Genomic DNA, 23238 nt, shown 5'->3' with positions numbered 1-23238 from the left:
GAATTATTGAGCCCACGCATAGGGCAGTAATACGGTGTCTAATAAAAATGAGAGGGGCAAATCTAAGATTGGCAATCCCCATTGTTGGGCCATTTCAAGATCATAAGCAGCCCCTGCATAGGCGGTATATTTTTCTGTTGGATCGATAAGTTTGACCACAGAACCACAACCAGATAAAGCGATAAGTACGGTTAAAAAGATAAAGATTTTTATCATCGTGATTTTAACGCATTGAACACAGGCACAGGAACTAGCTCAGCGACATCACCGCCATGTAAATAAATTTCACGCACAATGGTGGAAGAAACAAACGCCCATTTTTCTGCTGGAGGGAAAAACAAACTATCTACGCCTTTTGTGAGTAAACGATTAAGGGCAGCCAATTGAAGTTCATATTCAAAATCTGTTGTCGTGCGTACGCCGCGAATAATGGCAGAAATATTGTGCTGCTTAATCACATTGGCCAACAAATCAGAAAAGCCAAACACCTCAACATTGGATAAATGCGCCACAGATTGACGCACAAGTTCTACGCGTTCATCCAAAGAAAATAATGGCTTTTTACTTGGGCTATTCGCCACCGCCACTAAAACACGAGGAAAAATCACCGCACTTCTTTCAATAATGTCTAAATGACCGTTCGTAATCGGATCAAATGTACCGGGATAAATCACACTCGTCATACATTGCGCTCCAAATAAGGTTTTAATAAATCTAACAAACGCTGTAATGCGCCACGGTTTTCCATCAGCACTTCATAGCCAGCATTGCCTAAACGTTCGCTTGCCTCTTTTGAATTTAATAAGGCTTCAACCGCACGTTCCAAAGCATCTGCGGTTGAATTAACTTCCAACACACCTTGTACTTCCACCAACATTCGAAATATCTCGGGGAAATTGAAAGTATGCTTGCCGGTAATCACCGGCATTTTGAATGCTAGAGGTTCCAGCGGATTGTGTCCACCATGTTTCACAAGGCTTCCCCCCACAAAAGCAATATCAGAAACGCCATACATCAACATCAATTCACCCATGCTATCGCCTAAAATCACTTGGGTGTTTTCATTTGGTAACTCATTTGTCGAACGGCGAATAAATTGGAATTTTTCCTTTTTGAGTAAATCAGCCACGACATTAAAACGCTCTGGATGGCGCGGAACGAGCAATAACAATAAATTTGGGTATTTTTCCAATAATTGGCGATGTGCTTGTAATATAATTTGCTCTTCGCCTTCATGGGTACTCGCCGCAATCCAAATCGGACGATTTTTTACCCAAAGTGTTCGTAAAGCATCTATTTTTTCACGTAACTCATCTGTAATGGAAAGATCATATTTAATATTACCCGTCACCTTCAATTTATCTTTGCGATAACCTAAATCCAAATAACGATTGCTACTAATTTTGTCTTGAGGTGCAATTAAATCAATTTGTGAAAACATATTTTGCAAACGCGGTTTAATTTTTCCATAACGGCGCGCGGAACGAGCAGACAAGCGTGCATTTGCCACCACAAAAGGGATGTCACGGCGATAAAATTGTTGAATTAAATTTGGCCAAAGTTCGGTTTCAATCACAATACAAAGTTTTGGTTGAACAAAGTCAATAAAACGATTAATGGCACAAGGTATATCGTAAGGCAAATAACAATGGAAAACGCTATCGCCAAAAGCCGCTTTGACACGATCTGAACCCGTAGGGGTGACCGTAGTGAAAGTAATAGGTAAGTGCGGGTAATTTTGTTGGAGTTTTTGCACGAGTGGCGTAGCAGCAATAACCTCACCCACTGATGCCGCATGAATAACGATACCACCAGCCTTGGGCGGTGTCAGTGAGACATAAAAACCATAACGCTCACCAAGCCTTTTTCGGTAATTCGGTGCCTTAAATCCGCGTAGCCACATAAAGAGCAGCACTAACGGTTGAATCAGATACATCAAGCTCGTATAAAAAAAACGCCACATAAATGAAATTCGGTTATACTTGAAAAAATTTCGGCTAGTATAGCAAAAAAAGGACTGAAAATATGCCTACAATTAGCGTTGCGATGATTGTAAAAAATGAAGCACAAGACCTCGCCAATTGCTTAGACACCGTAAAAGATTGGGTGGATGAGATTATCATTCTAGATTCAGGCAGCACAGATAACACTAAAGAAATTGCGCTCAGTTATGGGGCGAAATTCTATGAAAATAACGACTGGCCAGGCTTTGGTAAACAACGCCAATTAGCCCAACAATATGTAACCAGTGATTATGTACTCTGGTTAGATGCAGACGAACGCGTTACCCCCAAACTACAACAGGCTATCTTAAGTGCGGTTAAAAATGATCGAGAAAATACCGTTTACGAAATTCCACGAGTTAGTGAAGTCTTTGGGCGTGAAATTCGCCATTCAGGCTGGTATCCCGATTATGTGGTTCGTCTCTATCGCACAAATTATGCGCAATATAACGACTCACTTGTACATGAAAAAGTGGAATTTCCAGCTGGGACAAAAGTAGAAAAATTGACAGGTGATTTAGAGCATTTTACTTATAAAAGCATCCATCATTATTTAGTAAAATCCGCAGGTTATGCAAAAGCCTGGGCAGACCAACGCCAAGCAAAAGAAAAAAAAGCGACACTTTGGCAAGGAATCACGCATGCGCTCGGTTGTTTTGTGAAGATGTATTTGTTAAAAGCGGGTTTTTTAGATGGCAAACAAGGATTTTTATTAGCGGTGTTATCGGCGCATTCAACCTTTGTAAAATACGCCGATTTATGGGAGCGTGATCAGCATAAACACTAGCGAGTTTTGCAAGGACAATCATTTAAATGATCGTTCACCAATCCCATAGATTGCATAAACGCATAGCACGTGGTTTCGCCAACAAAGACGAAACCACGTTTTTTTAAGGCTTTAGAAAGAGCTTTAGATGCTTCTGTTTTAGCTGGCACAGATCGCAAATCAGGCACATCATTCACAATCGGTTTATGATTTACAAATGACCAAATAAAATCACTGAAATTTTCACCGCACTTTTCCATCTCTAAATAAGCTTTAGCATTTTTGACAATAGCCTCTAATTTGGCTCGATGGCGAATTAATCCTGTATTTTGCATACAAGCATCAATATCAAGTGCAGTCATTTTTGCGATTTTTTTCGGATCAAATTGATGAAAGGCTACACGGTAAGATTCACGTTTTTTCAAAACCGTAATCCACGAAAGTCCCGCTTGTTGCCCTTCCAAACAAATTTTTTCAAATAGCTTTTGACTGTCGAATTCAGGCTTTCCCCATTCTTTGTCATGATAATCAACATAAATAGGTTGTTCGCCAACCCAAGGGCATCGAGTAATCATAACATCTCCTTTTTAAGCTGCTCATAAACCGCCACAAAATCTGGCATTACGCCTCGCCATAAATGGAAAGAATGTGCTGCTTGCGCGACCAACATTCCCAAGCCATCGCTAACGTTGGTTAAACCCAAACTTTTGCATAATGCAATAAATGGCGTGTCTGCGCCTTTGGCATATTGCATATCGTAAAAAGCTGAGCCTAATTTTAAAATTTCAGTATCAACTGGAGCAGTTCCACCACTTAATCCAGCTGAAGTTGCATTAATCACTACATCATAAGTTTGTAGTGGAATAGAATCCATTGAGGCGGCTTGAATATCGCCGTAAGGCTGAAATCTTTCGGCTAATTCTTTGGCTTTCGAAAAAGTGCGGTTAGCAAGAACAATGTTTTGTTGAGCTTGTAAAAGTGGCAATAATACGCCTTTTGTTGCTCCGCCCGCCCCCAAGATTAATACGCGCTGATTTGGACGAAGCCAATTTAAACGCTCCAAATCCGTCACTAAGCCAATCCCATCAGTGTTATCCGCATAAAGTTTTCCATCATCGAGTTTTTTTAGCGTATTACAGGCTTCCGCCAATTTTGCTCGTTGGCTATATTCGTCTGCCAGCTGATAAGCTCGTTCTTTAAAAGGCGAAGTAATATTGCAACCTTTCGCACCATCCTCAAAAAATGCCAAAAGCTGTTGTTCAAAAACATCAAGATCACCTAATTTTGCAATGTATTCCATGGTTTGATGCGTTTGCGCTGCTAACTGACTTTGAATTAATGGCGATTTACTTTGCGCAATCGGATTCCCCCACACAGCATAAAGATCCATAAATTATCCCTGTCTAAAAAGTTGATTTGTGCGCAAGTCTCGAATTTCGGATGGATTGAGTGCGCCGCCCACAGTTTCATCTAATACAGGAAAATCAGCACCGAATTGTGACCACACTTCATCGGCAGTGCGACAAGGTGGCTCACCTGTCAGATTTGCGCTAGTCGAAGTTAATGCAAACCCTGTGATTTCACATAAGGCTTTCACAGCAGGATGATCGCACAAACGTACCGCAATGCTATCAAATTTGCCTGTGAGAAAGTGCGGGGTGGTCGATTTAGCTGGCACAATCCAAGTTGTTGGACGTTCATATTTGCCTTGCAGGCGAGAAAGCTGCTCATCGTTAATCAGCTCAAAATCGATAAAAAGACGGAAAAAATCCAAGCTCGGTGCCACTAAAATCAAGCCTTTTTCCACTGGACGTTGCTTCAAATCAAGTAATTTTTTTACCGCACTTTCACTTTGCGGATTACAGCCCAAGCCAAACACAGCTTCAGTGGGATAAGCGACCACTTGATTTTGTCGAAGGGCCTCGGCGATTTGTTCTCTATTCATTTCACTCTTTTACTTTTATTGCTCAAAAATATGACGGCAAGTTTTATTTGCACACTGGAAAATTTGTTTTTCCCCATCTTCGCCTTTTAACAAAGAAAGTGGGAAATGACAGGTTGGACAAGGCACGGAATAAGGCTTGGTAGGCAAAGAAAATTTACATTTAGGAAAATTATCACAGCCGTAAAAAATTTTTCCTTGGTGACCTCGACGAGAAATCAAATGCCCCGTTTTACATTCAGGACAAGCAATTTTTTCCTCAGACTCAGATTCTTCTCGCACCACAAAATCGCATTCAGGATAATGGCTACAACCAATAAACATCCCAAAACTACCTTGTTTCAACTGCAATAAATTACCGCACTTCGGGCAAATTTCATCAAGTGTTTTTAATACTTTATGCTCCGATCGTTGCAAAGGACGCAAATAATCACATTCAGGATAAGCAGAGCAACCTAAAAACAGCCCTTTTTTGCCTTGTTTAATTTGCAAAGGCGAACCACATTGAGGGCAAAGCTCTTCATGCTTTATGCGTTGAAAAAGTGTTTCTACCATAAACTGATCACTTTATTTACCAATATGATTGATTCTACAAGCTTAGGTTTTCTCGTCAATATTCAATAAAATAAAAGCGGGATATTTTACAATATCCCGCTCACACTCAATTACAGTCCTAGATTACCAATAAGCACGTAAACCTACAACAGTTTTATAATCGTGCGCTTTGCTAGTTTCTACACCATTTTCTTGAGTTTTGGTTCGTGTTGCTTGCCATTCAACAAATGGTTTAACCTTAATAGAACCTTGTTTATATACGTAGTACTCGGTTCCCACCATAAATTGATTTTTAGTTTTTTCTGTACGAGAACCAGTATGATCCTTATCTGTTTTATATGCATACATCGCATATACATTTAAATCATTATTATAAGTCCATGGATTATTGAATTTTTGAAGAACGATTGTACGAATTTCATTCTTGGTATTTTTGTTATCATAACCACCTTTATGGTTAGTAACTTGACGTTCAAGATCAATACCATAAGTTGTATTTACAAATGTATAAGATGCACCTAAAGAATAAGCATTTGTTGCAAATGAATTATTAGCATTTGTATTCGCAGAAATTTCACGCGTAAAGCCTGCACCAAAACTTACACTTTGAATATCATTAATTTTGTGCTCGTAAATAGAACCTACACCCCAAACATTTTTACGAGGATTTTTTAAATCTAGATTAGTATCACCACGTTTGCTAGCTCCACCGTAGTAAATACCTGCTCTTACTTTATCACCATTTCCATATTCTGAAGTATAAGTATATTGAGTTGCACGACGAGCTGCACTATCTAATAAACCATCAGATAAGCTATAAGTATTAGCTAAATCTGTACGTTTTACTTCATCAGTGATAGTTGGCATATTACCATAAGTTAATTCACTAAATTGTTTCTCCGCATGCTTATAACCAAAACCTGCATAAAGGATACGCGTATACAGATGATCAAAATCATGTTGAGAATCAGCTTCTCCACGTAAACGCCACTCAACACGACCTAAAGCATAGAAATCATCAGTTAATTTTTGTTTCACTTTGAAACCAAAACGTGAACCATTATTAGAAACAGCATGATTAATATGATCTTTTTTCTGACTAGGTGTACTACCATAAGTATCTGTGGTATGAGAGGTACTTTCCCATTTCACACGTAAAGAGCCATTGAAATCAATATCTGTACCAGTTTCTTGAATTTGGAATTTGTAAGCTTGTGCAGAACTTGCAGCCAATGCAGCTACTGTTAAAGCGAGAAGTGTTTTTTTCATCATTTGCTTTCCTTGTTTTGTTAAGAGTTAAAAAATAAATATATTTAAAATATATTGAACTTTTCCAAGTCTACTCACCACATTAGAAATAATCAAGCAGATTTATAAATTCAATATCAAATTATTACGTAAAAAATATGTATAAAAAAACCATTAAAATACAACTTTTCATCAGTCTCATATCGACTGCTTAGATTTCTTTCGCTATAATCAGGCGTCTTATTTTATTTAACAAACGTGTTCGGTGTGGATTTTTACCGAGTGCAAATTAATTGAGGTAACAAATGTCATTAAATATTGAAACAACTCAAGGTTTAGAACGCCGTGTAGCGATCACCGTTCCAGCTGAAACTGTATCTAAAGCAGTTCGTGAAGAATTTAAACGTGCATCAAAAAATGTTCGTGTAGATGGTTTCCGTAAAGGCCATGTACCTGCTCATATTATCGAACAACGTTTCGGTGCATCAATCCGTCAAGATGTATTAAACGATTTATTACCACGTCATTTTTTTGATGCTGTGATTGCAGAAAAGATTAATATTGCAGGTCGTCCAACTTTTGGTATTGAAACTTTTGAAGAAGGTAAAGATCTAGTTTTTACAGCAACTTTTGAAGTTTATCCAGAAGTTAAATTACAAGGTTTAGAGAATATTAAAGTTGAAAAACCAACTGTTGAAATCACAGAAGCTGATATTGATAAAATGGTTGATGTGTTACGTAAACAACAAGCGACTTGGGCAGAAACTGACTCTGCAGCAAAAGCAGATGATCGCGTAACTATTGATTTTGTTGGTTCTGTAGATGGCGAAGAGTTTGAAGGCGGTAAAGCATCTGACTTCGTATTATTTATGGGACAAGGTCGTATGATTCCTGGTTTTGAAGAGGGTATCGTAGGCCATAAAGCAGGTGAGCAATTTGATATTAATGTAACTTTCCCTGCTGAATACCATGCAGAAAACTTAAAAGGTAAGGTGGCAAAATTTGCAATTACCTTGAAAAAAGTAGAAAACATGGTGTTACCTGAGTTAACAGATGAGTTTGTTGCTAAGTTCGGTCCGAATACTAAATCTGTTGCAGATTTACGTGTAGAAATTCGTAAGAATATGGAACGTGAATTGAAAAATGCATTAGTTTCACGTGTTAAACAACAAGTAATCAATGGCTTAATTGAACAAAATCCAATTGAAGTTCCAGCTTCTGCAGTAGAAGAAGAAATTAATGTATTACGCAATCAAGCTGCTCAACGTTTTGGTGGTAATGCACAACAAGCTGCACAGTTACCACGTGAATTATTTGAAGCGGAGGCAACTCGTCGCGTTCAAGTAGGTTTATTATTCTCTGAAGTGATTAAATCTAATGAATTAAAAGCTGATGAAGAACGTGCTAAAGCAATGATTGCAGATATTGCATCAGCTTACGAGCAACCAGCTGAGGTTGTTGAATACTATAGTAAAAACGAAGAGTTAATGAACAATATTCGTAATGTAGTATTAGAAGAACAAGCGGTGGATGCAGTACTTGCTAAAGCTCAAGTTACTGAAAAAGTTTCTTCGTTTGATGAAATTATGAATCCACAAGCATAATGATTAATTAATATCGTTATGATTGAATAAAAGTGCGGTCGCTCTTTTTAACAAAAGCGACCGCATTTTTATTTGTAGATTATTTAGAGTAAAATAATTAGCAATTTTAGAGAAAAAGGTAAGAAAATGAGTGTAATTCCTATGGTTGTTGAACAGACTTCGCGTGGCGAGCGTTCATACGACATTTATTCCCGTTTATTAAAAGAGCGTGTAATCTTCCTAAGTGGTGAAGTGGAAGATCGTATGGCAAATCTCATTGTGGCTCAGCTGCTTTTTTTAGAGTCTGAAGATCCAACTAAAGATATCAATATCTATATCAACTCTCCCGGTGGTTCTGTGACTGCAGGTATGGCTATTTACGACACAATGCAATTTATTAAGCCAGATATTCGTACACTTTGTATCGGTCAGGCATGCTCAATGGGCGCATTCTTGCTTGCTGGCGGAACCGCAGGAAAACGAGCTGCGTTACCAAATGCGCGTGTGATGATTCACCAACCGTTGGGCGGTTTCCGTGGTCAAGCATCGGATATTCAAATTCATGCACAAGAAATTTTGAAAATTAAACACACCTTAAACGATCGTCTAGCATTCCATACTGGGCAAAGTATCGAACGAATTGAGAAAGATACAGATCGCGATAACTTTATGTCAGCTGAAGAAGCAAAAGCGTATGGTTTAGTTGATGAAGTTTTAATTAAACGTTAAGGAAACACATGTCAGACAAAGATAAAGATTTACATTGCTCTTTTTGCGGAAAAGAAAAAGGCGAAGTAGATAAATTAATTGCTGGTACAGACGGCTATATTTGTAATGAGTGTATTGAACTTTGTCATTCAATGCTTGAAGAAAGTAATGATGAAAGTGTAGACGAAAGTGCGGCAGACAATGAGGAGAAATTACCAACTCCTCACGAAATTCGTGCTCATCTAGATGATTATGTTATTGGCCAAGATTATGCGAAAAAAGTGCTTTCTGTCGCAGTTTACAATCATTATAAACGCTTACGAACTAATCATGAAAATAACGATGTTGAGCTCGGTAAAAGTAATATCTTGCTTATTGGACCAACGGGTAGTGGTAAAACATTGCTTGCTCAAACATTAGCTCGTCGCTTAAATGTGCCGTTTGCGATGGCTGACGCGACAACATTGACTGAGGCTGGCTACGTGGGTGAAGATGTAGAAAATGTCTTACAAAAGCTTTTACAAAACTGTGAGTATAATACTGAAAAAGCGGAGCAAGGCATTATCTATATTGATGAAATTGATAAAATTAGCCGTAAATCGGAAGGCGCATCAATTACTCGAGATGTATCTGGCGAAGGTGTACAACAAGCATTGTTAAAACTCATTGAAGGTACTGTAGCGTCTATTCCACCTCAAGGCGGACGTAAACATCCGCAGCAAGAAATGGTGAAATTGGATACGTCAAAAATTCTCTTTATCTGCGGCGGCGCATTTGCGGGATTGGATAAAATTATCAGTAAACGTACACAAACAAGTACGAGTATCGGTTTTAGTGCGAAAGTAGAAAAGGATGAAGAAGAAAAGTCTCTTTCTGAATTATTTCGCCAAGTAGAACCTGATGATTTAATGAAGTTTGGTTTAATTCCGGAATTTATTGGGCGTTTACCAATGATTTCTCCACTAAGTGAATTAGATGAAGAGGCCCTTGTGCAAATTCTTACACAGCCTAAAAATGCCTTAACTAAACAATATCAAGCTTTATTTGGACTTGAAAATGTGGAATTAGAATTCACTCCAGAAGCTTTAAAAGCAATGGCGAAGAAAGCGCTTGAAAGAAAAACAGGCGCGCGTGGGTTACGTTCTATTGTCGAGGCGGTATTGCTTGATACGATGTATGATTTACCATCTATCGAAAATTTACGTAAAGTAGTCGTGGATGAAAGCACTATCGTAGATAATACTGCTCCAAAATTAGAATATCATTCTTAATAGAAAAGTGCGGTTGTTTTTCCCTATATTTTCTATTTTGCTTGATGATTTTCAATAGGCAAGGAGAAAAGAAAATGCTACAATCTCACGTTCTTATAACTTTATTCTTATTTTCCTAAGTAAATAACGGATTCAATTTATGGCAACTGAAATTGTTGATAAAAAGAAAAATGTATCAGAGACGGTGGTAGAAGATAAATCTAAAGGATTAAATACCCTTCTTTGGATTTTAGTCGCAGTCTTTTTTGCGGCAGCTGCAATTGGTAATGTTTATTTCCAAAAAGTATATTCATTACCTATTCGTGTAGTGGGTGTCGTTATTGCATTAGTGATTGCTTTTGCATTTGCTGCAATTACTAATCAAGGTACAAAAGCTCGTACATTCTTTAAAGATTCAAAAATAGAAGCGCAAAAAGTGGTATGGCCAAGTCGCCAAGAAGCGCGTCAAACTACATTAATCGTAATTGGGGTAACAATCATTGCATCCTTATTTTTCTGGGCGACAGATTCGATTATTGTCACAGTAATTAATTTCTTAACTGATTTGAGATTCTAAAATGACTGAAGAAACAACTGTATCAAAAAAACGTTGGTATGTATTACAGGCGTTTTCTGGTTTTGAAAGCCGAGTGGCTTTAACTTTGCGTGAATACATTAAACAGCAACAAATGGAAGACCAATTTGGTGAAGTGTTAGTTCCAACTGAAGAAGTCGTTGAGAATGTTGCAGGTAAACGTCGTAAAAGCGAACGTAAATTTTTCCCAGGCTATGTCCTTGTTGAAATGGAAATGAATGATGATACTTGGCACTTAGTAAAAAGTGTGCCCCGTGTCATGGGATTCATTGGCGGTACACCTGATAAACCTGCGCCAATTTCTAAACGTGAAGCAGATGCTATTCTAAATCGATTAGAACAAAGCTCAGATAAACCACGCCATCGTAATGAGTATCACCCTGGTGAAGAAGTTCGAGTCACTGAAGGTCCATTCGCAGACTTTAACGGAACAGTAGAAGAAGTAGATTATGAAAAAGGTCGCTTAAAAGTCTCAGTATCTATCTTTGGTCGCGCAACACCTGTTGAACTTGAATTTAGTCAAGTAGAAAAAATACATTAATTACATATAAAAAACCCTGCTAATTAAGCGGGGTTTTTCTTCATATCTGATAAAACTAACATAAAACTAATTTTGTTTTCTTATCGTGTAAATAATCGGTAACACTATTAGGGACCTTATCCGTAAACAAATATTCTACATCACTTAATTCGCCCAATCGAACAATCGCTTGGCGCGTAAATTTAGAGTGATCGGTCACCAATAAGGTCTGACGTGAACTTTCAATAATCGCTCGTTTTACTTGTACTTCGTGGTAATCATAATCCAATAGTGAACCATCTGCATCGATCGCGCTAATCCCTAAAATACCAAAATCTAGGCGAAATTGAGAAATAAAATTCACCGTAGCTTCGCCAATAATGCCACCATCCATTCGCAATGATCCGCCTGCCATGACAATATCAAAACTTTCATTTTGGCGTAAAAGATGAGCGGCATTCAGATTGTTCGTCACAATTCTGAGTTTTTCGTGTCCAAGCAAGGCATTGGCGACAGCCTCAGGCGTCGTACCAATATCAATAAACAACGATGCGCCGTTAGGAATCAACTTTGCGACTTCCTGTGCAATATTATTTTTTTGTAATGAAAAGAATTGCTTACGATCCACGTAATCAGAATTTTCTGCAGAAGATGGCGATGCCGCACCACCGTGATGGCGGCGAATTAAATCTAACTCCGCCAAAATATTCAAATCACGGCGAATCGTTTGAGGGCTAACATCTAAGGCAGCAACCAATTCTTCCGTGCTTAAATAGCCGGATTGTTCCACCAGTTTAATAATTTGTTGATGCCGTAACGACTGCTTCATAGAAAACCCTTTATCCAAATTGAACACACCTACTCTAGCGAATTTTTACGTAATTTGCTATCGATAAATCCCCAAATCAAGCCGACAACCAGGCCTGATATATGCGCTGCATTTCCCATTTCAACACCAAATAAGGGGCTAATAAAACCTAATGCGATCCCCACCAATAACATTGTGAAAAAACCTTCTGGCAGATCAAATAAATGATGATTCAATTTATCGCATATAAATACATACCCCAACACAGCATATACAACCCCAGAAAGTCCAAAGAAAGCAGGGCCGGACACATAATTTTGCACATAGCCTGTTATGGCAGATGCTACAACATACAACATCAATAATTTAACCGAGCCAAAAGTGCGCTCAATCATTCCACCGAAAATAAAAAACCAAGACAGATTAAACAAAATATGCAAATTAGATAAATGTACCAGTGTATGTGAGATATAGCGCCACGCTTCGCTATCTTGCTCTTCGTAAGCGGGGTAATGCATCAAATATATAATATCGTCCTCAAAACCCATCTGCTGAGCAATATAAATAAGCGCGCAAAGTGCGGTGAGAATTAGCGTAATTTTTCCTTGTTGGGCTAAAAAGTTTTTCATTCGTGATCTCGTACTTCTGCGCAAATTTAAAAATCGGACTTCGCATTAAAGGTCATTGTTTCCCCTGTAATAGGGTGGGTAATCGTCAATTCTTCTGCGTGCAAACATAATCTTAGCGACATAGCTTTAGCCTGTGGATGAGAATAAAATTTATCGCCTAGAATTGGATGCCCCAATGCTAACATATGCAAGCGTAATTGATGAGATCGGCCTGTCACGGGTGTCAGTTTCACGCGAGTACTGTTATTAGGCAAACGTGCTAAAACTTCGAATTTTGTGACCGCTCTTTTTCCTAAAACGAAATCCAAACGTTGGCGAGGTCGATTTTCCCAATCACAAATCATCGGCAAATTTACCTCACCATAATCTTTTTCCAATTGCCCCCAAACAATCGCTTGATAATGTTTTTTCGGTTCACGTTCGCGAAATTGACGTTTTAATTCACGATCTGCCGCCTTACTTAAAGCAAACACAATAATACCGCTCGTTGCCATATCCAAACGATGAGCAGGCTCACAAAAGCCGAATTTTTCTTTTACTCGACTCATTGCGCTATCGTAATATTGTGGTTGATTGCCAGGCACGGAAAGCAAACCGCTCGGTTTGTTCACCACGCACAAATGATTATCTTGATAAATAATATCCAAATAAGGTTCAAGAGGCGGATTGTATTCAATCAGTGCCATTTTTATTCCTTGTTCGTCACAATGACACGCAAGCAATCCAAACGCCAATTTGCTTTAGAAAGCTCGTCCAGTGCTTGTGTTCGTTGTTGTTCTAAAATATCAATTTCGCTCTGGCGAATATTTTTATTCACAGCTCGCAAAGCCTGTAAACGATTAATTTCTGCGCTTAATTGTTGATCTGCTTGATTTTTAGCTTCAGCAATAATCGGTTCTGCCAAGGATTTTACCAGTTGATCGCCTCGTGTAATCAAGGCTTCAATGTTGCTCCGTGCCATTTTCACCATTTGATTGGCAATATTTTTACCAAGTGGTTTCAATTTGCTATGCAATGTTTCAAAGGCAACCTGCTCACCAATGTTATTTCCTTTGTTATCAAGCAGCAGACGAATAGGCGTTGGCGGCAAGAAACGATTGAGCTGTAACCCTTTTGGCGATTGGCTTTCCACCACGTAAATTAATTCAATTAATAAGGTTCCAGCGGGCAGTTGTTTATTTACAAGCAATGCCATTGCAGCTTTGCCAATATCACCTGAAGCAACAAGATCAATACCTTGACGAATCATAGGATGATCCCAAGTCAAGAATTCCATTTCTTCGCGAGCAAGGGCAAGTTCTCGATCAAAGGTGACCGTCACACCTTCTTCTTTTAAACCCGGAAAATCGGGCACAAGCATTGTCCCAGTTGGACTAATTACAATACTATTAGCCCCAAGATCTTCTTGCTCTACGCCAATAATATCAAATAATTTTAAAGCAAAATTCACAAGCTCAGGCGAATTATCTTCATCAGCAATTTGATCCGCTAACGCTTGAGCCTGCTCACCGCCATGAGAATTTAGCTCTAATAAACGATCACGACCTTTTTCTAACTCAATCTTGAGTTTTTCTCGCGCGGTTTTAGTTTGTTTTAATAATTCAGAAAATTCATTCTCTGAAAGTGCGGTAGAATTTGACCGCACTTTTTCCAACTCATCAGAAAACTGGGCAAATAATGCCATTCCCATTGGACAAGTTTGTTCAAAAGCATTCAGCCCCTCATTGTACCAACGCGCTAAACAACTTTGAGGCGAATCTTTCACACAAGGCACATAAATTTGCACATCACGTTTTTGTCCAATACGGTCTAATCGGCCAATACATTGTTCCAATAAATCAGGATTTGTCGGTAAATCAAATAACACTAAATTTGCCGCAAATTGAAAATTACGCCCTTCCGAGCCAATACTCGAGCTCAGTAAAACCTGTGCGCCGTTTTCTAAATCCGCAAAATAAGCCGCGGCTCTATCCCGTTCAATAATCGACATTTTTTCGTGGAACACTGCGGCACGAATCGCCTCACGTTCACGTAAAATTTGTTCTAACTGAATCGCCGTGGCCGCAGTCTGACAAATCACAAAAATTTTTTCATCGCGATGGAGTTTGAGGAAATCAATCAGCCAATCAATTTTATCATTCTCTTCCGAGAGTGTAATTTGGTGGTAAACACGGTGCGGAAAACCTTTCACGCCTTGACGTGTATTGCGGAACAGCATTCGCCCAGTGCCGTGACGATCAATTAAGGCTTGAATCAGTTCCTGACGGGCACGATGTTGTTCCTCATCATTATTTGATGCAATCGCTCTAAAAAGAGGCTCGACATCTTGTTCAAGCAACAAATCAGAAATATGATTTTTTTCTACCGCACTTAATGCCTTATTTGCCACCAAAGATTCAACAGCATTAACCACAGGTTGGTAGCGTTCCTGCTCTTTCACAAAGGTTTGATAATCAAAAAAACGTTCTGGATCCAGTAAGCGCAAACGAGCAAAATGACTTTCTTGCCCAAGTTGTTCTGGGGTTGCCGTGAGTAACAAGACGGATGGAATGATGCGAGCAAGCTGTTCAACTAATAAATAAGCCGCACTTTGTGAAGATTCTGACCACACGAGGTGATGTGCCTCATCCACAATTAAACAGTCAAATTGAGCATCAAGCGCCTGCTCTACTCGATTAGGATGAGTTTCTAACCAATTCAGCGAACAAATAATTAAGCTTTCCGTTGTAAATGGATTAACGGCATCAAGATCAAAATCGTTGCAACGTTCTTCATCAAAAAGTGAAAAATGCAAATTAAAACGACGAAGCATTTCTACCAGCCATTGATGTTGCAACGTTTCTGGCACGATAATAAGAACACGTTGCACTTTCTCAGCAAAAAGTTGATTCTGCAAAATCATTCCAGCTTCAATGGTTTTCCCTAAACCAACCTCATCCGCCAATAACACACGAGGATTAACTCGATTACCGACTTCAGCTGCAATATGAAGCTGATGAGGAATTAAACCCGCACGCGTTCCACGCAAACCACGCAATGGCGATTTAAATTGTGCTTGCTGATGACAAAGCGTGCGATAACGCAATGCAAAATGACTGCTGCGATCAATTTGCGCTGAAAACAAACGATCTTTCGCTTGGCTAAAAGAAATAATCGGTGAAATATCACGTTCTTGCACAATGACATCTTCACCTTGTGGATTTTTAACTAAATAAAAGAGTAAACCGTTCATATTTTGAACGTCTAAAATCTCACCTTGCCAACCAGCTTGATGAGATAATGTTTCACCTTTGCTAAATACAATTCGGCTTAAAGGCGCTTGTGCAGCAGCATATATACGCGTTTCATCTGCAGCTGGGAAATAAATCGTGACAGTTCGTTGATCTAATGCGGTAATGATACCTAATCCTAAAGCGTTTTCACTTTCACTCAACCAGCGCTGACCAATAGCAAAGGGCATAATAATTCTCTTTCTTGTTTTTATTGATAAAATTTGGGGGCGTATTGTAGCTTGCTTAAATAGCAAAGGAAATTAATAAAAGAGAATAAAAAAATAGATTGAAGAAATAAATGGCACGCCCTAAAGGATTCGAACCTTTGACCCACGCCTTAGAAGGGCGTTGCTCTATCCAGCTGAGCTAAGGGCGCATTCAAAGGATTTCTTTTGTACAGAATTTCAAGACAATATAAAAGAAGTGGTCGGCGAGATAGGATTTGAACCTACGACCCACTGGTCCCAAACCAGTTGCGCTACCAAGCTGCGCTACTCGCCGATAAGCCGAACCAATTATAGATTTGTTTTGATACCAGTCAATGACTTTTTTTATTTTTTAAGCTAATTGCTCAAAATTATTTCAATTTAGGAAATGTCACTATTTCCCGTTGTAAAAAATTCATTGTCCGTTAGAATAGCAAACGTTTTCTCTCTTTTCATATAAAAGGACAACTAAATGACGGCACAAATCATCTCTGGTACTACCCTTTCAAAAAAAATCAAATCTGATGTTGCCTCTGAGATTGAACATTATATTGCTCAAGGTAAACGTGCACCAGGGCTTGCAGTCATTCTCGTTGGGGCAGATCCTGCATCACAAATTTATGTAGGAAGTAAACGTAAAAGCTGTGAAGAAATCGGCATACTTTCCCAATCTTATGATTTACCAGAAACAACTACACAAGCCGAATTATTAGCCCTCATCGATAAACTCAATAACGACAAAACAATTGATGGTATCTTAGTACAACTCCCCTTACCTCAACAAATCAATGCAGAAGCTATTATTGAACATATTGATCCGAAAAAAGACGTGGATGGCTTCCATCCTTATAATGTAGGAAGATTGTGTCAACGTATTCCAACTTTACGTGCCTGCACACCTTATGGTGTAATGAAACTATTAGAAACAACAGACATTGATTTACATGGCAAACACGCGGTAATAGTAGGCGCATCCAATATTGTCGGTCGCCCAATGTCTTTAGAATTATTATTAGCAGGCGCAACTGTCACAGTAACTCATCGGTTCACCAAAGATTTAAAAAGTCATGTTCGCCAAGCAGATATACTTGTCGTTGCGGTGGGTAAGCCGAATTTAATTCCTGGCGATTGGATCAAAGAAAGTACGGTCGTCATTGATGTCGGAATTAATCGTGTAGATGGAAAATTAGTAGGCGATGTAGAGTTTGACAAAGCAGCCGAAAAAGCGGCATATATTACCCCTGTTCCAGGTGGAGTTGGGCCAATGACCGTTGCAATGTTAATGAGCAATACACTTTATGCCTATAAACAAACATTAACGCAATAAAATTCAAAAGCAAGGTTAACCTTGCTCACCAATGTGAATGAAATCATTTCTTATCATTCAGGGACAATATTATTCCATTGCAATCTAAAACAAGCGTATGAATATTCAATAATCGATTAATTAATTCGCCTAGGAACTTTCCAACATTCTAATTGCTGAAGCAATCGTATTTGAATTCTATTTGTTCAAAATTCGTGCTTTAATTTACCGCTCTTTATAAAAATAAAACAATGCAGAGATCGCAATTTTATAGCAAAATGATAAAAATTTAAAAATAAGTAAGGATGTAAAAATGTTTAATTATGCAATGTTCGATCGATATGAAGGATTAATTTTTGATATGGATGGAACCCTCATTGATACTATGCCTGTTCACGCAAAAGCATGGGGAATGGTGGGAAAACAATTTGGTTACGAATTTGACAGTCAAATCATGTATAACCTAGGTGGGGCAACCGTAAGAACCATTGCAGAGGAAATGATGAAATTGGCTAATATGCCACTTGAGCGCCTTGATGAAGTTATTACAGCAAAACGTGCTTTATCTTATCAGCTCATTCCATCACAATCCACCTTGCTTCCTACATTTGATATTGTAAAACATTTCTATCAGAAAAAACCGATTGCACTAGGCTCGGGCTCTCATCGAAAAATTATTGATATGTTGATAGATAAACTTGATATTGCCTCTTATTTTAATGCCATTGTCAGTGCAGACGATGTAAAAGCGCATAAACCTCATCCAGAAACTTTTTTACGTTGTGCAGAGCTGATCAAGATTAATCCTACAAACTGTATTGTTTTTGAAGATGCAGACTTGGGTGTAAAAGCAGGTTTAAGTGCCGGAATAGATGTTTTTGATATTCGTACTCAACAAATTATAACCACAAAATGATGGAATGGTTATTAGGATTACTCACCGATTTTTGGCAAACTCATGCCTTATGGTTAATGTTTGCAAGTGCATTTCTAAGTGCGACGGTATTACCAGGTAATTCAGAGATAATATTTATTGTATTAGCTATCCCCAAATTAGCATTAGGAACTTGGCTAAGTACGGATATTTTTTTACTTCTTTTTATGGCAACACTAGGTAATGGGCTAGGTAGCCTAACTACTTATGGAATAGGATGGTGGCTTCCTCAATTTAGGCCCAAAAATCACCGCACTTTATGGGTTATGAAGCAACTTCAACGTTATGGTTCACTCACCTTACTATTAAGTTGGCTACCTATAGTAGGCGATTTATTTTGCGCCCTAGCGGGCTGGCTTAGATTGAACTTTATCGCGAGCTGTTTTTTTATTTTTCTTGGAAAACTGGTACGTTATGTAGCGTTATTGTTTCTCAGTGTACCTTTCTTATTATAAAATGGACAAAAGAAAAGCCCCGCAAGAATACGGGGCAAATAACCTAAGGAACCAATTTTATTAAAACAACTGCAAGTTGCTTGTTCTATCAGACAAGCCCATCTGGAAAAAGTTCACATAAATTAAAAAAATTCCAAAAAATAAAATCTAACAAAAAATACAAAGAAAAAAGCCCCGCAAGAATACGGGGCAAATAACCTAAGGAACCAATTTTATTAAAACAACTGCAAGTTGCTCGTCTTATAGGACAAAGACCTTGCTATAAAGTTCATAAAAAAATTGTAAAAAAATGAACATTCATTCAAATAATTCTTAATCAACTGATTTATAAGGAAAATTTATGCCATTACTTGATAGTTTTAAAGTAGACCACACTAAAATGAATGCCCCTGCCGTGCGTGTGGCTAAAACAATGCGTACACCTAAAGGTGATGATATTACTATTTTTGACTTACGTTTCTGCATTCCCAATAAAGAAATCCTCTCTCCAAAAGGAATCCACACTCTAGAACACTTATTTGCAGGTTTTATGCGTGATCACTTAAATAACGAAGATGTTGAAATTATTGATATTTCACCTATGGGATGTCGAACCGGTTTTTATATGTCTCTCATCGGCACACCAGATGAACAACAAGTCGCTAAAGCTTGGTTAGCATCAATGCACGATATTTTAAATGTACAAGATCAAACCAAAATTCCGGAATTAAACATTTATCAATGTGGCACATATACAGAGCACTCTTTAGAAGAAGCACATGAAATCGCAAAAAATGTGATTGCTCGTCGTGTTGGTATTAATAAAAACGAAGATTTAACATTAGATAATGCATTATTAAAATAGGAGAAATAATGACAACGCTTGGTACCGCATTAACACCTAATGCAACAAAAGTGATGCTATTGGGATCGGGAGAACTTGGTAAAGAAGTAGTAATTGAACTACAACGATTAGGCGTAGAAGTAATTGCAGTGGATCGCTATGAAAATGCCCCTGCACAACAAGTTGCACACCGTGCCTATACACTCTCAATGTTGGATGGTGAAGCATTAAAAACACTTGTAAAACAAGAAAAACCTGACTACATCGTGCCAGAAGTAGAAGCGATTGCAACGGCAACACTGATGGAATTAGAGCAAGAGGGTTTTAACGTGGTACCCACAGCCAAAGCCACACAACTTACTATGAATCGTGAGGGGATTCGCCGACTAGCCTCGGAAGAACTTAAGTTACCCACCTCGCCTTACCAATTTGTAGATAATTTTACTGATTTCCAAAATGCGGTAGAAAAAATTGGTATTCCCTGTGTCGTGAAACCTATCATGTCATCCTCTGGTCATGGGCAAAGTATTTTAAGAGCTAAAGACGATATTCAAAAAGCATGGGATTATGCACAAGAAGGTGGTCGTGCTGGTGCAGGAAGAATAATTGTAGAAGGTTTTGTAAAATTCGATTATGAAATTACGCTTTTAACCGTTCGTCATATCAATGGTACAAGCTTCTTAGCGCCAATTGGCCATCGCCAAGAAGAAGGTGATTATCGGGAATCATGGCAACCACAAGTGATGTCGGATATTGCATTGAAAAAAGCGCAATCGATTGCGGAGAAAATTACAAGTGCACTAGGTGGACGAGGCATCTTTGGAGTAGAAATGTTTGTGTGTGGAGATAATGTCATTTTCAATGAAGTCTCACCACGCCCACATGATACTGGCATGGTTACGCTTATTTCTCAAGAGCTTTCAGAATTTGCCTTACACGCAAGAGCCATTTTAGGTTTACCTATTCCAGAGATTACCTTAATTAGTCCATCCGCATCTAAAGCTATTGTTGTAGAGGGGAAATCAAAGAATGTAAAATTTGGTGCGATTGATAAAGTGCTTACTGAACCCCATACGAATATTCGTTTATTTGGTAAAGGTGAGGTTAATGGCCACCGACGTTTAGGCGTGTTATTAGCACGAGACGTTTCCGTAGAAAAAGCGCTAGAAAAAGTAAATCAAGCTTATCAAAAATTAGAAATTACACTCTAATATTTCTTGCACTCACTGACGCAAGCCTTTCAGCTTGCGTCGATCTTATAGAAGATTTTATATATTAAGCCAAAATGTCACTGGGCCATCGTTTGTTAAACTCACTTGCATATCCGCTGCAAATTGCCCTGTTGAAACAGGTAATTTCTCACCGCACTTTTGGATAAAGTATTCATATAATTTATTAGCTAATGCTGGAGGCGCACCTTTTGAAAAGCTTGGACGCAAACCTTTTTGTGTATCCGCCGCTAATGTAAATTGAGAAACAATAAGTAATTCACCTTGTGCTTGTTGAACATTTAAGTTCATTTTGTCATTTTCATCACTGAAAATTCGATAATTAAGCACTTTTTCAGCAAGTTTATCCGCTTTCTCTTGATTATCTTCTTTTTCTACACCAAGCAAAACCAGTAAACCTTTGCCGATTTCTCCTATTGTTTCACAGTTTACATCAACTTTCGCTTGAGACACACGCTGAATTAAAGCAATCATTTTAATCCCTCGATAAAGCTCGGTAACCATGCTTCAGCATAGCCTTCTTGATCATCCACGTTTAAAACATCAATTTTTAAAGTCTCGCAAATTTTTACCGCACTTTTTTCTTGAAGCGCTTGCTCCACTTTGTCCGCTGCATAGCAAAACGTATCATAATCAGAATTACCTAATCCAACGACAGCAAAACGAACATCTGAAAAATCGCTTTGATTTTTAGCTAATTCATCAAATAGAGGTTTTAAATTATCTGGCAACTCACCTGCACCATGAGTTGAAGTCACAACAAGCCAAATTTTTTCATTTTCGATGTCAGATAAACTTGGTCCGTGAAAAAGAGCGGTGGAAAAACCTTGAGTTTCTAAAACATCGTTTAAATGTTCGGCAACATATTCTGCACCACCTAAAGTGCTGCCAGAGAGAATGCAAATGTGCATTTGATTATCCTGTATTTATTTTCTTCCCTAACACAGGGAAAAGTAAAAGAATATTTTTGAAATGATTAAAATAAAAAGGCTTAGATTTTCTAAGCCTTTTGTTATGATTAAACGTTATCGAATTTACCAAGCAATGAACGAATATGTTCTTGCCAGTTGCGGTGTTCGTTTTTCAGTTGCTCATTTTCAGTTTGTAAACTTTCGATATTTCTTTGAGATTCTGCGTTTTTCTCTTTTAATTCTTCAACTTCTAATTGAAGCAATTGGATGGTTTCTACCGCTTGTTTAATTTTTTCTTCAAGCTGGTCTAAAATTTCTAAAGACATAATGATTTCCTTTTAAATATGGGTAAATTTAAGCGTATTTTACCTAGTTCACACCTCTTTTTAAAGCCTTGTATAAAAAATTATTATGCGTTCAATAACGTAATGATAAAATCACACCGTTTTTATGGCTAAAAGTCAAAGGAGAATAAAATGAACGCTGCCCTAGCAATTGAATTTTCACGTGTAACAGAAATGGCCGCATTAGCTGCTCATACATGGTTTGGGCGGGGAGATAAAAATGCGGCTGATGATGCTGCAGTAAAAGCCATGCGTTATATGCTAAATTTGATCGATATGGATGCTGAAATCGTGATTGGTGAAGGGGAAATTGATGAAGCACCAATGCTTTATATTGGCGAAAAAGTTGGCTCTGGAATGGGAGAACTGGTTTCTATTACCGTTGATCCTATTGATGGCACGCGTATGACTGCAATGGGTCAGTCTAATGCTATCTCTGTCTTGGCTGCTGGTGGCAGAAATACCTTTTTAAAAGCACCAGATATGTATATGGAAAAATTAGTGGTTGGCCCCGATGTTAAAGGTATGATTGATTTAACTTTGCCACTAGAACAAAATCTTCGCCGTGTCGCATCTAAGCTAGGAAAATCCCTTTCTGATCTCACCGTAATGGTTTTGGCAAAACCACGCCATGATACGGTAATTAAACAAATGCATAACTTGGGCGTTAGAGTGATGGCAATTCCTGATGGTGATGTGGCAGGTTCCGTATTGTGCTGTTTACCTGATGCCGAAGTCGATCTTCTTTATGGAATCGGTGGCGCACCAGAAGGTGTGGCTGCTGCAGCTGCAATTCGTGCATTAGGTGGCGATATGCAAGCTCGTTTATTTCCTCGTAACGAAGTAAAAGGCGATTCCGAAGAAAATAAAAAAATTGCTGCCGATGAAATTCAGCGTTGTGAAGCATTAGGCGTAAAAATCAATGAAGTGTTAAAACTTGAAGATCTTGTGCGTGATGACAACCTGGTATTTACCGCAACGGGTATCACCCATGGTGATTTGCTTAAAGGCATCTCTCGCAAAGGTAATTTAGCTTTTACAGAAACCCTCTTAATTTGTGGTCAATCATGTGCAATCCGAAAAATACAATCAATTCATGACTTAGCTCGTAAAGATTCTGAAATTTATAAGATTTTGAATATTTAGTTGTC

General features: G+C 38.4%; 27 protein-coding genes and 2 tRNA genes. 12 read left to right on the top strand and 17 right to left on the bottom strand.

What is annotated here, in order from left to right; translation table 11 throughout:
- Nucleotides 1–3 precede the first annotated feature (3 nt).
- From KP712_RS07890 to waaA, 3 genes are read right to left on the bottom strand one after another with little or no spacing between them, the layout of a single operon-like run.
- On the bottom strand, nt 4–216 hold the full coding sequence (locus KP712_RS07890) for a YceK/YidQ family lipoprotein (protein ID WP_111407788.1): 213 nt from the start codon (nt 214–216) through the stop codon (nt 4–6).
- On the bottom strand, nt 213–683 hold the full coding sequence (gene coaD / locus KP712_RS07885) for a pantetheine-phosphate adenylyltransferase (RefSeq protein WP_111407789.1): 471 nt from the start codon (nt 681–683) through the stop codon (nt 213–215). Before coaD ends, KP712_RS07890 begins: the two co-directional genes overlap by 4 nt.
- Nucleotides 680–1963, bottom strand: coding sequence for a lipid IV(A) 3-deoxy-D-manno-octulosonic acid transferase (waaA, locus tag KP712_RS07880; RefSeq protein ID WP_111407790.1), 1284 nt, complete (start codon nt 1961–1963; stop codon nt 680–682). Before waaA ends, coaD begins: the two co-directional genes overlap by 4 nt.
- Nucleotides 1964–2025: 62 nt before the next feature.
- Between waaA and KP712_RS07875 the strand changes: the two genes are divergently transcribed.
- Nucleotides 2026–2790 carry a glycosyltransferase family 2 protein gene (locus KP712_RS07875; RefSeq protein WP_111407791.1) on the top strand — a complete coding sequence of 255 codons (765 nt, stop codon included), beginning with the start codon at nt 2026–2028 and terminating at the stop codon, nt 2788–2790.
- On the opposite strand, the gene KP712_RS07870 is transcribed toward KP712_RS07875, so the two are convergent.
- The 5 genes from KP712_RS07870 to KP712_RS07850 form a co-directional block, all read right to left on the bottom strand.
- Entirely contained in the window at nt 2787–3344 is a 558-nt protein-coding gene (locus tag KP712_RS07870; protein ID WP_111407792.1) for a DNA-3-methyladenine glycosylase I, read from the bottom strand. The genes KP712_RS07875 and KP712_RS07870 overlap by 4 nt on opposite strands.
- Complete coding sequence (aroE, locus tag KP712_RS07865; RefSeq protein WP_111407793.1) at nt 3341–4159, bottom strand: shikimate dehydrogenase; 819 nt, start codon at nt 4157–4159, stop codon at nt 3341–3343. Before aroE ends, KP712_RS07870 begins: the two co-directional genes overlap by 4 nt.
- Before the next feature lie 3 nt (nt 4160–4162).
- Nucleotides 4163–4714, bottom strand: coding sequence for a Sua5/YciO/YrdC/YwlC family protein (locus KP712_RS07860; RefSeq protein ID WP_111407794.1), 552 nt, complete (start codon nt 4712–4714; stop codon nt 4163–4165).
- A 15-nt stretch (nt 4715–4729) separates the two neighbouring features.
- Nucleotides 4730–5266, bottom strand: coding sequence for a type I DNA topoisomerase (locus KP712_RS07855; RefSeq protein WP_111407795.1), 537 nt, complete (start codon nt 5264–5266; stop codon nt 4730–4732).
- A 123-nt stretch (nt 5267–5389) separates the two neighbouring features.
- Nucleotides 5390–6535 (bottom strand): porin, encoded by a 1146-nt coding sequence (locus KP712_RS07850; protein WP_111407854.1) that lies wholly within the window; start codon nt 6533–6535, stop codon nt 5390–5392.
- Nucleotides 6536–6819: 284 nt separating this feature from the next.
- Here KP712_RS07850 and tig point away from each other — a divergent pair, with 284 nt between their 5' ends.
- The 5 genes from tig (at nt 6820) to nusG (ending at nt 11191) form a co-directional block, all read left to right on the top strand.
- Complete coding sequence (gene tig / locus KP712_RS07845; protein WP_111407796.1) at nt 6820–8118, top strand: trigger factor; 1299 nt, start codon at nt 6820–6822, stop codon at nt 8116–8118.
- A 96-nt stretch (nt 8119–8214) separates the two neighbouring features.
- Nucleotides 8215–8826 (top strand): ATP-dependent Clp endopeptidase proteolytic subunit ClpP, encoded by a 612-nt coding sequence (clpP, locus tag KP712_RS07840; protein ID WP_258182720.1) that lies wholly within the window; start codon nt 8215–8217, stop codon nt 8824–8826.
- Nucleotides 8827–8834: 8 nt separating this feature from the next.
- On the top strand, nt 8835–10076 hold the full coding sequence (gene clpX / locus KP712_RS07835) for an ATP-dependent protease ATP-binding subunit ClpX (RefSeq protein ID WP_048953307.1): 1242 nt from the start codon (nt 8835–8837) through the stop codon (nt 10074–10076).
- Between the two features lie 139 nt (nt 10077–10215).
- The gene (gene secE / locus KP712_RS07830) at nt 10216–10632 is read left to right on the top strand and encodes a preprotein translocase subunit SecE (protein WP_111407797.1); all 417 of its coding nucleotides are present in this window, start codon (nt 10216–10218) and stop codon (nt 10630–10632) included.
- Nucleotide 10633: 1 nt separating this feature from the next.
- Complete coding sequence (nusG, locus tag KP712_RS07825; protein ID WP_048953309.1) at nt 10634–11191, top strand: transcription termination/antitermination protein NusG; 558 nt, start codon at nt 10634–10636, stop codon at nt 11189–11191.
- 55 nt (nt 11192–11246) lie between these two features.
- Here nusG and KP712_RS07820 read toward each other — a convergent pair whose 3' ends face one another.
- The 6 genes from KP712_RS07820 to KP712_RS07795 all read right to left on the bottom strand — a co-directional run bounded on the left by KP712_RS07820 (nt 11247) and on the right by KP712_RS07795 (nt 16380).
- The gene (locus KP712_RS07820) at nt 11247–11999 is read right to left on the bottom strand and encodes a DeoR/GlpR family transcriptional regulator (RefSeq protein WP_048953310.1); all 753 of its coding nucleotides are present in this window, start codon (nt 11997–11999) and stop codon (nt 11247–11249) included.
- Between the two features lie 29 nt (nt 12000–12028).
- Nucleotides 12029–12607, bottom strand: coding sequence for a rhomboid family intramembrane serine protease (locus KP712_RS07815; RefSeq protein WP_111407798.1), 579 nt, complete (start codon nt 12605–12607; stop codon nt 12029–12031).
- Between the two features lie 26 nt (nt 12608–12633).
- Nucleotides 12634–13293, bottom strand: a complete 660-nt coding sequence (gene rluA / locus KP712_RS07810) for a bifunctional tRNA pseudouridine(32) synthase/23S rRNA pseudouridine(746) synthase RluA (protein WP_111407799.1) — start codon at nt 13291–13293, stop codon at nt 12634–12636.
- Nucleotides 13294–13295: 2 nt separating this feature from the next.
- Entirely contained in the window at nt 13296–16067 is a 2772-nt protein-coding gene (gene rapA / locus KP712_RS07805) for an RNA polymerase-associated protein RapA (RefSeq protein WP_215770804.1), read from the bottom strand.
- A 111-nt stretch (nt 16068–16178) separates the two neighbouring features.
- Nucleotides 16179–16255: transfer RNA gene (locus tag KP712_RS07800), tRNA-Arg, on the bottom strand.
- A 48-nt stretch (nt 16256–16303) separates the two neighbouring features.
- Nucleotides 16304–16380 (bottom strand) — tRNA-Pro (locus tag KP712_RS07795).
- 177 nt (nt 16381–16557) lie between these two features.
- On the opposite strand from KP712_RS07795, the gene folD reads away from it, so the two are divergent.
- The 5 genes from folD (at nt 16558) to purT (ending at nt 20814) form a co-directional block, all read left to right on the top strand.
- Complete coding sequence (gene folD, locus KP712_RS07790; protein WP_215770803.1) at nt 16558–17412, top strand: bifunctional methylenetetrahydrofolate dehydrogenase/methenyltetrahydrofolate cyclohydrolase FolD; 855 nt, start codon at nt 16558–16560, stop codon at nt 17410–17412.
- A 292-nt stretch (nt 17413–17704) separates the two neighbouring features.
- Nucleotides 17705–18307 carry a beta-phosphoglucomutase family hydrolase gene (locus tag KP712_RS07785; RefSeq protein WP_106013745.1) on the top strand — a complete coding sequence of 201 codons (603 nt, stop codon included), beginning with the start codon at nt 17705–17707 and terminating at the stop codon, nt 18305–18307.
- Nucleotides 18307–18780 carry a YqaA family protein gene (locus KP712_RS07780; protein ID WP_106013747.1) on the top strand — a complete coding sequence of 158 codons (474 nt, stop codon included), beginning with the start codon at nt 18307–18309 and terminating at the stop codon, nt 18778–18780. The genes KP712_RS07785 and KP712_RS07780 overlap by 1 nt, the downstream gene beginning before the upstream one ends.
- Before the next feature lie 340 nt (nt 18781–19120).
- Entirely contained in the window at nt 19121–19624 is a 504-nt protein-coding gene (gene luxS, locus KP712_RS07775) for an S-ribosylhomocysteine lyase (protein ID WP_111407802.1), read from the top strand.
- A gap of 8 nt (nt 19625–19632) precedes the next feature.
- A complete protein-coding gene (gene purT / locus KP712_RS07770) occupies nt 19633–20814 on the top strand; it encodes a formate-dependent phosphoribosylglycinamide formyltransferase (RefSeq protein WP_111407803.1) in 1182 nt (393 codons plus the stop codon).
- Between the two features lie 57 nt (nt 20815–20871).
- On the opposite strand, the gene dtd is transcribed toward purT, so the two are convergent.
- From dtd to KP712_RS07755, 3 genes are all read right to left on the bottom strand, one after another.
- Nucleotides 20872–21306, bottom strand: coding sequence for a D-aminoacyl-tRNA deacylase (gene dtd, locus KP712_RS07765; RefSeq protein WP_111407804.1), 435 nt, complete (start codon nt 21304–21306; stop codon nt 20872–20874).
- Nucleotides 21303–21743, bottom strand: a complete 441-nt coding sequence (gene mioC, locus KP712_RS07760; protein ID WP_111407805.1) for an FMN-binding protein MioC — start codon at nt 21741–21743, stop codon at nt 21303–21305. Before mioC ends, dtd begins: the two co-directional genes overlap by 4 nt.
- A 107-nt stretch (nt 21744–21850) precedes the next feature.
- Complete coding sequence (locus tag KP712_RS07755; protein WP_046949384.1) at nt 21851–22069, bottom strand: cell division protein ZapB; 219 nt, start codon at nt 22067–22069, stop codon at nt 21851–21853.
- A gap of 150 nt (nt 22070–22219) precedes the next feature.
- Between KP712_RS07755 and glpX the strand changes: the two genes are divergently transcribed.
- Complete coding sequence (gene glpX, locus KP712_RS07750; RefSeq protein ID WP_215770802.1) at nt 22220–23233, top strand: class II fructose-bisphosphatase; 1014 nt, start codon at nt 22220–22222, stop codon at nt 23231–23233.
- Nucleotides 23234–23238 lie beyond the last annotated feature (5 nt).

It is taken from the genome of Haemophilus sp. SZY H68 (assembly GCF_018829685.1).
Taxonomy (GTDB): domain Bacteria; phylum Pseudomonadota; class Gammaproteobacteria; order Enterobacterales; family Pasteurellaceae; genus Haemophilus; species Haemophilus haemolyticus_K.
The sequence above is the reverse complement of the archived record's forward strand: the minus strand, read 5'-3'. Positions and strand labels throughout refer to the sequence as shown.